The following is a 12,046-nucleotide window of genomic DNA, read 5'->3' on the forward strand; positions in this document are numbered from 1 at the left end:
GCAACGGGCCGGAATCGTTCACACCATTTTTCGGCGGTGGAGGCAGGGGCGGGGCGTAGGGGGATGCCCCTGCCTCACGCGCGGCAGGTCACTGGCGGGTCACCGGCGGCTCAACTGGCGCCGATCTACCGCTCAACCGGCGCTGACCTGTAGTTCCTTGACGCCGTTGATCCAGGCCGAGCGCAGTCGGCGCGGGTCGCCGACCAGGCGGAGGCCGGGCATCGCGTCGGCGATCGCGTTGAAGATGAGGTCGATCTCCAGGGTGGCCAGGGACTTGCCGAGGCAGAAGTGCGGGCCGCCGCCCCCGAAGCCGAGGTGCGGGTTCGGGTCGCGGGTGATGTCGAAGAGCTCCGGCGATGCGAAGACCTCCGGATCGTTGTTGGCGGAGGAGTAGAAGATGCCGACGCGGTCGCCCTTCCTGATCTGCTTGCCGCCCAGTTCGGTGTCCTGGGTCGCCGTGCGCTGGAAGGAGACGACGGGTGTCGCCCAGCGGACGATCTCCTCTGCGGCGGTCGCCGGGCGCTCCCGCTTGTAGAGGTCCCACTGGTCGGGGTGGGTGAGGAAGGCGTGCATGCCGTGGGTGATGGCGTTACGGGTCGTCTCGTTGCCCGCGACGGCCAGCATCAGGACGAAGAAGCCGAACTCGTCCGAGCCGAGGTTGCCCTCGTCCTCGGCCGCGACCAGCGTGGTGACGATGTCCTTGGCCGGGCACTGCTTGCGGTCGGCGGACATGTTCATCGCGTAGGCGAGGATCTCGGTGGCCGACTCCTGGCCGACCTCCTCGGTGATCGCGTACTCCGGGTCGTCGTACGCGATCATCTTGTTCGACCAGTCGAAGATCTTGGCGCGGTCGTCCTGAGGGATGCCGATCAGCTCGGCTATCGCCTGGAGGGGCAGTTCGCAGGCCACCTGGGTGACGAAGTCGAAGGATCCGCCGGGACCCACACCCGCGAGCGCGGTCTCCACGATCTGGCCCGCGCGCGTACGCAGGTTGTCCTCCAGGGCGCGGATGGCGCGCGGGGTGAAGCCGCGCTGGACGATCTGGCGGACTCGGGTGTGCTCGGGCGGGTCCATGTTCAGCAGGATCAGCCGCTGGGCGTCGATCGCGTCGCGCTCCATGTGCTCGTTGAAGCGGATGATCGCGGTGTTGAGGGTGGAGGAGAACAACTCGGGGTGCGTGGACACGTACTTGACGTCCGCGTGCCGGGTGACGGCCCAGTAGCCCTCGTCCCCGAACCCGGCGAGGTTGGGCGTCTGGGGGATCCAGCGGACCGGTTCGGCCCCGCGCAGTTCGGCGAACTCCGGGAGGGGTACGCGGTGGTGCAGCACATCGGGATCGGTGAAGTCGAACCCGTCGGGCAGCGCTGGACAAGGCATCGGCAACTCCTGGTCGTGCGACGACGGTTCGGGTTCTGACGATCCATCAGGAACCGGGAATTGCCGTGAAGGTAGTAACGGGTTCTACAAGTCGCAAGAGGCGCGGCGGCCCGAATTGCGTGCAGAAGTAGCGCGGAAGCCGTGCGGATCGCGACTTCGAGAGCTGCACGACCCTTGCGGTGACGGACGCCGGGTCAGCAGACTGCAAGCAGAACTAGAACGCGTACTAGTTCAGCGTGGCGGGTGGGCCGGGACGCCCGCGCCGCGCGGGTGACCCGAGGAGAGGACTCCCCATGGCCGCGGAACCCGTGATCGTAGAAGCCGTGCGCACCCCCATCGGCAGGCGCGGCGGCGCGCTCGCCAATCTGCATCCCGCCTATCTGCTGGGCGAGACCTACCGTGAACTCCTCGGCCGTACCGGCATCCACGCGGACTGCGTCGAGCAGGTCGTCGGCGGAGCGGTCACCCACGCCGGCGAGCAGTCCGGCAACCCCGCCCGTACCGCGTGGCTCGCGATGGGCCTGCCGTACGAGACGGCGGCGACGACCGTGAACGCGCAGTGCGGTTCCTCGCAGCAGGCCTCCCACATGGTCGCCAACATGGTCGCCGCGGGCGTCATCGACATCGGGATCAGCTGCGGCGTCGAGGTCATGTCGCGAGTGCCGCTCGGCGCCGCCTCCAAGCACGGGCCGGGCAAGCCGACCCCGGACGAGTGGAACGTCGACCTGCCGAACCAGTTCGAGGCGGCCGAGCGGATCGCTCGCCACCGGGGGCTGACGAGGGAGAACGTCGACTCGCTCGGGCTCATCTCGCAGGAGCGGGCGGCGGCGGCATGGGCGGAGGAGCGTTTCAAGCGTGAGACGTTCGCCGTGCAGGTGCCGACGACGGAGGAAGAGCAGGGCGCCGGGCAGGGCATGTGGCGCCTGGTCGACCGGGACGAGGGGCTGCGCGACACGTCGATGGAGGCCCTGGCGGGCCTGAAGCCGGTGATGCCCACGGCGGTCCACACGGCCGGGAACTCGTCGCAGATCTCCGACGGCGCGTCCGCTTTGATGTGGGCGTCGAAGCGGATGGCGAGGGCGCTGAAGCTGCGCCCTCGGGCCCGGATCGTCGCCCAGGCGCTGGTGGGCTCCGACCCGCACTTCCACCTGGACGGCCCGATCGACGCGACCCGCGCGGTCCTCGGCAAGGCGGGCATGACCCTGAAGGACATCGACCTCATCGAGGTCAACGAGGCGTTCGCGTCAGTGGTGTTGAGCTGGGCCCAGGTCTTCGAGCAGGACCTGGAGAAGGTGAACGTGAACGGCGGCGCGATCGCGCTGGGTCACCCCGTGGGGGCGACCGGGGCACGGCTCCTCACCACGGCACTCCATGAACTGGAGCGCAGGGACAAGGAGTTCGCGCTCGTCACGATGTGCGCGGGTGGGGCGCTGGCTACGGGGACGATCATTCAGCGGTTGTAGGCCGCCGCCGTTGTCGTCCAGTTGAGGAACGTGGAGAAGGCGGCGGGGTTGAGGGTGAGGATGGGCCCCGCCGGGTTCTTTGAGTCGCGTACGGCGATGGTGGTGGCTGTGGGTATGTCGGCGACCTCGACGCAGGAGCCGCCCATGTCACCGCTGTACGTCGACTTGCGCCAGGCGAGGGGGCCGAGCGGCGCGCACTCGACGCACTCGCCGCCCTGGTCGCCGCTGTAGCTGGACTTACGCCACCGGATGCCTGTCGGACGTGTGTTGCTTCCCATAGCGTTCCTCCACCACGTGCCGGATCAGCGCTGCCGAGTCCTTCACCGACATGGCCGCTCGATCTGGCTGATCAGCGAGCCGGTGTAGTTGATGATGTCGCCGAGCTGCTTCTGTGTCAGTCCGGCGGCCTCTCGGTATCGCCGCAACTCGAATCCGTAGTAGTCGAGCGGTGACGCCCCCGGGTCGAGAACGTTGATGTGGGTCACGTACGGGCTCCTCTCGCACGATGCGCAACTCGGCCCACTGCGGGACCGGTTGTATCCATTCCGTAGCCGAGGGTAGTCGCGGGACGTCAGTCTTGTGGCGTGAACCATTACATTCCCCCCACCCTCGCGGGCCCCTGCGTCACCCAGTACCGCATGCGCCTCGCCGTCGGCGAGCACTCGCCACGGCACGTCCGGCGCATCGTCCGCTCGTATCTGCGCGAGTGGGAGATGGCCGAGCTGGCCGACTCCGTGGAGCTCGGTGTGACCGAGCTGCTCGCCAACGTCGTTTACGCCATGTCCCGGACCAGTGCTGCACGTTCCTGCTGCTGCGGCAGACGGCGGGGGTCTGGAGCTGCTGCCACTGGGGCGCGCTCAAGGGTGTTCTGGTGAGCAGGAGTGAGTGCTGTTTGCCTGTTTCGCGTTGAGTGTCCGGGCCGTGGCGTCGGCTTTCCGTTGGGGAACTGACGTTCTTGCATCGAATGCGTGACCTTAACGGGTGGCGCTCGTTGAGTGTGGTGACAGGGGTCTTTGGGTGGGGGTGACGAGGTGGGTGGGCTGAGGGAGGTGGCGCCATCGTTCGTCGCGTCCGGCCCGAGTGGTGTGGCCATCCGTACCCGTCTCAAGTACCTGGCACCGGACGATGAGAAGGTGCTGCGGGTGGTGGGTGCGCATCTGGGCTCGCTGGCTTCGGTGGATCTCAAGGCGCGCTGCCGGGACGGCTTGTCGCATTCCGGCGGTTCGTGGGCGGTGCGCAAGCGGGAGTTGACGCCGGTCTCGTCGTCGCGCTGGGCGGGCAGTATCACCAAAGCCACTCATGACCAGTGGGCGCTGGCCCGCCGCTGCCAGTTGACCCACATCCAGAACCTGGAAGCGGGCGTCCGCACGCTGACGCACCGGCTGTCCCTGCCGGTCGGGCAGAAGGGGACCAAGGGAGCACCGGGGGGCTACCGGTCTCGGCGGGAGTGGCATGCGAAGGCCCGGCGGCTGCGGGTGCTGGAGGACCGGCTGGCCGCCGCGCGGGCCGACCGTGAGGCCGGAATCGTATACGTCGTACGGGGAGGCAAACGGCTGGCCCGTGCCCGGCACCACCTGGACCAGGCAGGGCTCACCGAGGGCGAGTGGCGCCGGGCCTGGGAGGCCGAGCGCTGGTTCCTGGCCGCCGACGGGGAGTCCGGCAAGCGCCACGGCAACGAGACGATCCGCATCAGCCCCGACGGCGAGGTGAGCATCAAACTCCCCGCGCCGCTCACGCATCTGGCGAACGCCCCGCACGGACGGTACGTCCTCACTTGCAGGGTCGCGTTCGCGCACCGAGGCGGCGAGTGGGCCGACCGCGTCGCGGCCAGCCGAGCGATCGCCTACCGCATCCACCTGGATACGGGCCGGGACCGCTGGTATCTGACCGCCTCCTGGCAGATCCCGCCCACCCCCACCCTCCCTCTGGAGGCCGCGCTCGCCCACGGTGTGATCGGCGTCGACATGAACGCCGACCACCTGGCCGCCTGGCGCCTCGATGCGCACGGCAATCCGGTTGGTGCCCCGCGCCGCTTCTTCTACGACCTGACCGGCACCGCCGAACACCGGGACGCCCAGGTCCGCCACGCCCTCACCCGCCTGCTGCACTGGGCCCGCACCTGCGGCGTCAAGGCGATCGCGGTGGAGGACCTGGACTTCGCCGCCGAGAAGACCCGCGAGAAGCACGGCCGCAAAAGACGCTTCCGGCAGCTGATCTCCGGCATGCCCACCGGCAAGCTCCGCGCCCGGCTGGCCTCGATGGCCGACCAGACGGGTATAGCGGTCATCGCCGTGGACCCTGCCTACACCAGCCGTTGGGGCGCCCAGCACTGGCAGAAACCCCTCACCACTACAACCCGCAAGACCACCCGCCACGACGCTGCTGCCGTGGCGGTCGGAAGGCGCGCCCAGGGACACCCGATCCGGCGACGGACGGCACCGCCCCCTGCTCACCGGAGAGATGAGCAGGGGCATCGGACCGTCCAGGCCAGACTGGGCGTCCCTGGGCGTGAGGGAACCCGCCCCCGCATCCCCGGACCCCGGACACGATCCGTGCGCGCCGGACGCGGAGCGAACGCGGGCAACCAGAACGCCCAACACCGTTCGGGGCGTTCGGCCGAGCATGGATCCTGGCAACAGGACTCACTCCCGCTCAGTCTCTAGGAACGGTTCGGGTGGAGGTCGAGGACGGGTCCTCGTGCCTTCCGTCGATTCCCGCCGAGTTGTCACCGGAGTCGGAAGGCGGCCGGGCTCGTGCTGCTCGACGCGGTGGCAGACAAGTGGGGTGTTGATCCCCGACGCCGCGGCGGGAAGAGCGTGTGGTTCGAATGCGGAAACACGCTCTGACGGCGGGAGCGGCGGACGCGGAGTAGGTGGGTGCGCTGTCACCTGAAGCCCCGTGAATGTCTCCACCCACACCCGCTCAGCCCTCAACACCCCAGCCATACACCGGAGATGACCAGCTCACGGCCTTGTGCAACACCCCTTAGGAAGGAACTGAGCTGTAATCACATACGATATCCGCCCCGTTCCAACACATTTCCACCCCGACGACGGTGCCGGAGAACGTCGCGTTCCCGCACCCGCCGGCCGATCCATTTCCGTCGCCGATTGTGCGCGGAGAGTCGCTCCTGAAATAGAACGTCGCGGAGACCCCGACCCCGTCCCCCTGCTTGTCGCAAACCTCAACCCAGTGGCGGTCCGCCGCGACGCCCGTGTAGTTGCTGAACACGTACATCCGCCAGTAACTCGCCGCTTGGGCCGGAAGGACAGAAGCGAGAAGGAACAGGCTGGCACCCATGAGCACAGCAGCTAGCCTGGCAAGTGCCGATCGACCGATCTTCATGTCTCCCCAATCTGAGATGCAGTGGCGAGCCCGGTCAATGGTTCTCCTGTCGGCCTGCGGTCAGTGCGGCCCCGGTGAGAGAGGCCGTCACCATGGCGGGAGGGGATATTGCCAGACTCTCGGCAAGAGCCCTCAGCCTGCGGTACCTCGTCAGGCCGGGCAACCTATAACTTTTCAGGTTTCTCTCGGTCAGCCTTTAGGGCCGCCCGCATGGCTGAGCCCTCCTTTCTGACCGCCGTCCGCGAGTCGTACGACACGATCGCCGCCGATTACGTCGAACGCGTCCCGCCTCCAGCCGCGATGGACCCGCTGTCACGCGGGATGCTGGCGGGATTTGCCGAACTGGTGCGGACGGCCGGTCTGGGGCCGGTCGCGGACCTGGGGTGCGGCCCCGGACGCGGGACGGCGCACCTGGCCGGGCTGGGGTGTCCGTCTTCGGCGTCGATCTGTCGCCGAAGATGGTCGGGGATGGCCCGGCACGCCTATCCGAACCTGCGGTTCACTGAGGGCTCGATGACCGCGCTGGAGATGAGGGACGACGAGCTCGGCTCCATCCTGGCCTGGTACTCCACCCATCACACGCCCTCGCAGTGGCTGCCGGATGTGTTCGCCGAGTTTCATCGCACGCTCGCGCCCGGCGGCTACCTGCTCTGGGGAGACTATGTCGGCGATGAGCGGCTGCAGCCGACCCACGGCTATGGCCGTCTGGTGTCCTACGAGTCGTACCTCCTGCCCCTGGACCGCATGGTCGACCTGCTGGACCAGGCCGGACTCGTCGTCACCGCGAGACTGAAACAGGAGCCCGGCGGACGCGTGAACAGACAGCACGCCTGCATCCTGGCCCGCAAGCCCGAAACGCCCTGACGGGGCTCGTTCCCGGGGTGAGGCCGCTCGGCTGGACCGCCGACGATCACGGGGCGGGCGGTCAGACCGCTGGGCTGAGAGGGCGGCCGCCCCAGCGGATGCCTTTCTCGCCGCGGACACGGGCGCGTTCCCGGCGCTGCGCGGCCAGGACGCCTGGATAGCGTGCGTTCTGATTGCGACACCGCAAGTAGTGATGCAGCCAACGACACCGCCCCGGCCCCGGAGATGCCGAGCAAGTCGAAGCGTTCCAACTCCAGATGGTCGACGACTGCTGTGAGTACCTCCACCGCGGTTTCGAGGTTCTGGCGGCCCGGCCACGCGTCGGAAAGCCCGCAGCCGGGCCCGTCGTATTGCACCACCGTCCGGTGCGCGGCGAGCGGGGCGTAGAAGGCGCGCATGGCCGGGTCCTGCCACTGCAGTTCAAGGTGTTCTATCCACGCCGCGGGCACTACGAGCGCGGGACCCCGGCCGACGGTCGCGTACGCGATCCGCACCCCGCCCGGCATGGTGCAAAAGCGGATCTGGCGTCGCGGCGCGGGATCTCGCGCCGACTCCGATGACGGATGGCGCATCGTGAACCTCCAGAGATCGACCGGGAGTTGCGACGGCGCTGAAGAATTTCATGATGCCTGAACGATGCCCACCCGCCGGTGCGTCGGGGCAGTCCAGCGGGCGCTTTCAGCACGCGTGGTCGAGGTCCACCGCATGCTGTGCCGGCACGTCATGCCCGACCCGAACCCCCAGATCCTGGGGACGATGCTCCCAGGCAATCCCGGTACGCAGGACGAACAAGATCCCGCACAACACCTTGCGATTGTCCAGCCGCCTGCGGTCCGGGCGATGACCGTGCCGTTCATGCTCGGCAGCGGCCCAATGCGCTCCCATAGCTCGTCGGTCACAGCCGGAGAGGCTCATGTCCTCGGCTCACACCGCTGGCAAACACTCGACCACGAGCAACATCCAATGCTCATGTCGTCAGGAGTTCCAAGGTGGATTATGGCTTCGGAGTCACCTCCGTCTACACCCACCGACGTCGGGGCCGTCCTGCGCACCGCGAACCGTCAACGCAGCGAAGCCGAACCGGGTTCGAGATCGGGGTCCGAGGAGGCGGCACGCGGACCCGGCACTTGGACGGGGCGAGCGAGGTGTTCTTGCAGCCGGGCGTGACGGAACTGGTAGACAGGGCCGACCTGGCGGAGAACGCCCAGGCGGTGGGCATTGGTGAGGAAAGACTGGAGCCGCCATGGGAGTTGGCCTTGGGCGGAAAGAAGCAGCCGGGCGGCCATGTAGTACGGCCATGCGTGTGCGGCCAGCCCCAGGATCAGTCCGGTCGGGCCCACGCCCAGGAGTGTGCAGACGAAGATTGTGAGCGGGCTGACCTCCTGCAACTCGTGCAGCGTTCGTCGTAATACGAAAGCCAGGGTGTAGGGCAGTGTGGCAAGGAGAAATCCTCCGCCGCAGCCGACGAGGGTGACGAGCCGGTCGGCGCGGACCGTCGAGACGGGACTTGTGACCTCCTCCTTGCTCGTCGTGCCACGCATCCAGTGCAGCAGGGCTTGCAGCGCGCCGAAGAGGGCGCCGAGGATCAGGCCGTGTGCCCAGGGCAGTTCCACAGCGTGTGCGGGTTGGCCCGGCGTCACAAGGGCGAGGGCGTACAGCTGGAAGGCAGCTGTGGCAAGGGCCGTGGTGCCGAGGAAAGTGGCCACGGCGAGGAGCAGGCGCCGGGGCCAGTTCCCAGGGATGAGCGTGCCGCGGCTCGGCAGGAGCGGTGGGGCTGGAGGGCCGGCGGAGTGTAGGACCAGCAGAAAGGTGAACCCCCAGAAGAGCAGACATGCGATCGCGTAAAACACGTTCGGCAACTCATCCGCACGGTCGACCATCATGCCGGGAACGGCGAATGCGACGGCCCCGCCCACGGCGATCAATACGGTGCTGGTGAGCCGCCGGGCGCGAAGGCGGCAGCGGGTGGCGGTCCACGCCGCCAGCCAGCACATGCACGGCAAAGCCACGGCGACAGACCCCGGAATCCATTCCAGGCTCTCAAGTCTTTCAGGCGAGTATTCGGGGAGGGCCCGGCCAATGGCATAGCCCGCCAAGGTGAGAACGAACACGGTGACAGCCCAGACGGCGCCCCGTGCCCACGGGCGGGAAACGACCGGTACCCACTGGTGAATTCTCCACCATTCCAGGTCGGTAGTTCTCTGGCGCTGCATGCCGGAGGCGAGTTGGGCGAGGTAGCGGTGGGCGTGCTCTGGGCTCCAGGGGTGTTTTGCCGGATCTCGGCGCCGGGCGGTTGCGTAGACGATGGGGATGAGGGCGTCGAGGAGATGGTCCTCGATGGCTTCTTTGGACTCGAAGTTGCCCAATTCTTCAGGGTTGCCGGTGCCTTCGGCGTATACGGTCCTGGCGAGGGCGACGGTCAGTGGGCTGGTGAGGGCCTGTGCGGCGGCTCCTGCCGGGTGTGCGGCCAGGTGTTCGGCGAGGGAATCCCAGCGTTGCTGCGACGGTCCGGTAGGCGTGGCGAGACGGAGCAGCGCGAGGGAGTCCTGCACTGACAGGTTGCCAGGTGCGATCACCGCCGCGCCGGACAGGGCTCTGGCAGAGGCTGCGGCGGTGGTGTACTCGCCAGTGCGGCTGGTCAGCACCAGAGGCGCGTCGGTGTCCAGGGTCTCGTTGAGGGCGGTCAGGACGGATGCGTGGACCTCTTTGGGAAGTTCATCCAGTCCATCGATGACCGGGAGCACTCGGTGTCCGGCCAGGAGGTCGTCAATCGCGGTCGGGCCGTATGTGTCCGCATCGGCCAAGGTCGGGTAGTCAGCGGTGATACGACGGCGCAGCCAGTCGTGGACACTCTCCTGCTCGGGGTTGAATGACGTGGCAGTGAGTAGGACGGGCACGGGCTCGTTGTCTGGCCGATTTTGCAGCAGGGAGAGTGCCAGCAGCACGGCGAAGGTGGTCTTGCCGGATCCGGCCGGGCCCAAGACGATCAGCCGACGGCGTGGCAACTGTTGGCGGAAGGCCGCCGCCAGTTCCTCCCCTTGGTCGGCCTGGCAGGAGATGGTCCCCCCGATCAACTCCGGGTGGTCGTGAACTCCAACATCCGGTGAGTCCGACCAGGACACGGGTAGCGGCACGGGATTGTGGAGTTGCCGCAGACCCGCCTCCTTGCGCCACTGAGATTCCACTAGTCGTGCGAGCGCTGCCTGCGCCTCCGTCAGCTGGTCAGTAGTAGAGCGGCCTTGCTGGGCAGACCGGCGCGAAGCCCATGCCGACAGTACGCCGAACAGGCTGACACCCGTCGCAAGAATCGAACTTGCTGTCGAGACGAAGTCGTTGCCCTCCTCACGCCAGGCCATCGTCAACAGAAGTGTCACAGCCCCGCAGAGCGCCCACGCCGTGACCCACCGTCCGCGCACGCTGCCCCTCCCCGCGTCATCGCCACATCTACGCTTTCAACAGGGCTAACGAAGCTGGAGCAGACAGGGAACGACCGCCCTGCGTCGCAGGTCTGCTCGTAGCCCCGTCAACCTCCCGTGTAGCGACTAAGAGGTTGTCTCACGTGGCAAGTTTCGCGAGCTTCTTTTAGCAGGTCAGGGCGGCGGCCATGGCCAGGCCCTCGGCTCTGCCCGTCGTTGCGGACCACGTACGGGATCTTGAGGCCACGAGCAGCCCATGGCAGGCTCATGCCGCGTGATCGATGAATTCGCGAAAGGCAACCTGCACGGGAGACTGCGGCGGGACCGCAGGGCGCTGCTCTGGAAACTCGACGGCTTGTCCGAATACGACGCCCGTCGGCCTTTGACAGCGACCGGGACCAACCTCCTCGGCCTGGTCAAACACGTGGCCACCGTCGAGGCCAGGTACTTCGGTGAGGTCTTCGACCGCCCTTCCCCGGAACCGCTGCCCCAGTGGCAGGACTACGACGGCAGCGATCTGTGGGCGACCGAGGACGAGACCCGCGATCAGATCATCGGGTTCTACCGGCGCACGTGGGAACACTCGGACGCGACGATCGACGAGCTTCCCCTCGACGCCCCCGGCCACGTGCCGTGGTGGCCGGAGCCTTGTCCCAACACGAATCTGTTCGCCGTCATGGTCCATGTCCTCGGCGAGTCCATCCGGCATGCCGGGCACGCCGACATCCTGCGCGAGGGCCTCGACGGCCGGACCGGGGTGCGCGCCGAAAACGAGAAGCAGATCGACGAGGAAGCCCGTGCGTCCTACTGCGCGAAGATCGAGCAGGCCGCCAGGTCGGCCGTACCCATGAAGGCTTAGAGGTTGGTGGTGGGCCCGCTCCGTGTGACGAGCGGGCGGTGTTCACGGCAGTGGTCTACGCACTGACCAGCGGCTGTGCCTGGCGGCATCTGCCGCCGACGTTCGGCATGTCGCCCGCCACCGCGCATCGCCGCTTCACGGTATGGACCGAGGCCGGCCTGTGGCGTCGAGCTGCATCGGGCGCTGCTGGACGAACTCGGGGACCGGGGCGAGGTGGACTGGACCTCGGCGATCGTCGACGCGGCCTCCGTTCGCGCCAAAAGGGGGGATCGCTGACCGGGCCGAACCCGGTCGATCGCGGCAAGAAGGGCAGCATGCTGCGCGTGCTGTCCGTTGCCCAGGGCATCCGGCTCGCGGTCGCCGTGTCCGACGCGAACATGCACGACAGCCTGGCCCTCAAACCGCTCGTCCGCGGCATACCCGCCGTCCGGTCCCGCCGGGGACCACGGCGGCGCCGACCCGTCAAACTCCGCGCGGACAAGGCGTACTTCTCCGCCGAGCACCTGGCCTGGCTGCGCGAGCGCGGGCTCGTCGCGCGCATCGCGCGGCCCGGCATCGAGTCCGGCGCACGCCTCGGTCGGCACCGCTGGAAGAGCGAACGGTCGATCGCTTGGCTCTTCGGCCACCGCCGCCTCACCGTCCGATACGAACGAAAGGGCTCGCACTTCCTCGCCCTGCTCGGCTGGCCGCCGCCCTGACCTGCTACAAGAAGCTCTCGAAAC

Annotated in this window: 7 protein-coding genes and 5 pseudogenes; 6 read left to right on the forward strand and 6 right to left on the reverse strand. The window is 67.9% G+C overall.

Going from position 1 to position 12,046, the window contains the following annotated elements:
- Positions 1–132 precede the first annotated feature (132 nt).
- A complete protein-coding gene (locus OHA11_RS33440) occupies positions 133–1,377 on the reverse strand; it encodes a cytochrome P450 (RefSeq protein WP_266502736.1) in 1,245 nt (414 codons plus the stop codon).
- 293 nt (positions 1,378–1,670) lie between these two features.
- On the opposite strand from OHA11_RS33440, the gene OHA11_RS33445 reads away from it, so the two are divergent.
- Positions 1,671–2,840: a steroid 3-ketoacyl-CoA thiolase gene (locus tag OHA11_RS33445; protein WP_266502738.1), complete on the forward strand. Its 1,170-nt coding sequence runs from the start codon at positions 1,671–1,673 to the stop codon at positions 2,838–2,840.
- Here OHA11_RS33445 and OHA11_RS33450 read toward each other — a convergent pair.
- Both OHA11_RS33450 and OHA11_RS33455 read right to left on the reverse strand, forming a co-directional pair.
- Positions 2,828–3,118 (reverse strand): DUF397 domain-containing protein, encoded by a 291-nt coding sequence (locus OHA11_RS33450; RefSeq protein ID WP_266502739.1) that lies wholly within the window; start codon positions 3,116–3,118, stop codon positions 2,828–2,830. The two genes, OHA11_RS33445 and OHA11_RS33450, sit on opposite strands and share 13 nt — an antisense overlap.
- Positions 3,119–3,175: 57 nt before the next feature.
- Positions 3,176–3,325: pseudogene (locus OHA11_RS33455) on the reverse strand (helix-turn-helix domain-containing protein); the annotation flags it as partial.
- 153 nt (positions 3,326–3,478) lie between these two features.
- Here OHA11_RS33455 and OHA11_RS33460 point away from each other — a divergent pair.
- The 3 genes and pseudogenes from OHA11_RS33460 to OHA11_RS33475 form a co-directional block, all read left to right on the forward strand.
- A pseudogene (locus OHA11_RS33460) lies at positions 3,479–3,672 on the forward strand (ATP-binding protein); the annotation flags it as partial.
- 199 nt (positions 3,673–3,871) lie between these two features.
- Positions 3,872–5,503 (forward strand): annotated as a pseudogene (locus OHA11_RS33465) (IS200/IS605 family accessory protein TnpB-related protein).
- 892 nt (positions 5,504–6,395) lie between these two features.
- Complete coding sequence (locus OHA11_RS33475) at positions 6,396–7,049, forward strand: class I SAM-dependent methyltransferase (protein WP_266502741.1); 654 nt, start codon at positions 6,396–6,398, stop codon at positions 7,047–7,049.
- 61 nt (positions 7,050–7,110) lie between these two features.
- Here OHA11_RS33475 and OHA11_RS33480 read toward each other — a convergent pair.
- The 3 genes and pseudogenes from OHA11_RS33480 to OHA11_RS33490 all read right to left on the reverse strand — a co-directional run.
- Positions 7,111–7,254 (reverse strand): annotated as a pseudogene (locus OHA11_RS33480) (IS630 family transposase); the annotation flags it as partial.
- Positions 7,255–7,765: 511 nt separating this feature from the next.
- Positions 7,766–7,948, reverse strand: a pseudogene (locus tag OHA11_RS33485) (transposase); the annotation flags it as partial.
- Positions 7,949–8,110: 162 nt separating this feature from the next.
- Positions 8,111–10,405 (reverse strand): NACHT domain-containing NTPase, encoded by a 2,295-nt coding sequence (locus tag OHA11_RS33490; protein ID WP_266502742.1) that lies wholly within the window; start codon positions 10,403–10,405, stop codon positions 8,111–8,113.
- Between the two features lie 334 nt (positions 10,406–10,739).
- On the opposite strand from OHA11_RS33490, the gene OHA11_RS33495 reads away from it, so the two are divergent.
- Both OHA11_RS33495 and OHA11_RS33500 read left to right on the forward strand, forming a co-directional pair.
- Positions 10,740–11,324 (forward strand): DinB family protein, encoded by a 585-nt coding sequence (locus OHA11_RS33495; RefSeq protein ID WP_266502743.1) that lies wholly within the window; start codon positions 10,740–10,742, stop codon positions 11,322–11,324.
- Positions 11,273–12,022: an IS5 family transposase gene (locus OHA11_RS33500; RefSeq protein ID WP_266507631.1), complete on the forward strand. Its 750-nt coding sequence runs from the start codon at positions 11,273–11,275 to the stop codon at positions 12,020–12,022. The genes OHA11_RS33495 and OHA11_RS33500 overlap by 52 nt, the downstream gene beginning before the upstream one ends.
- The last annotated feature ends 24 nt before the right edge of the window (positions 12,023–12,046 follow it).

This window comes from Streptomyces sp. NBC_00878, from assembly GCF_026341515.1.
Classification (GTDB): domain Bacteria; phylum Actinomycetota; class Actinomycetes; order Streptomycetales; family Streptomycetaceae; genus Streptomyces.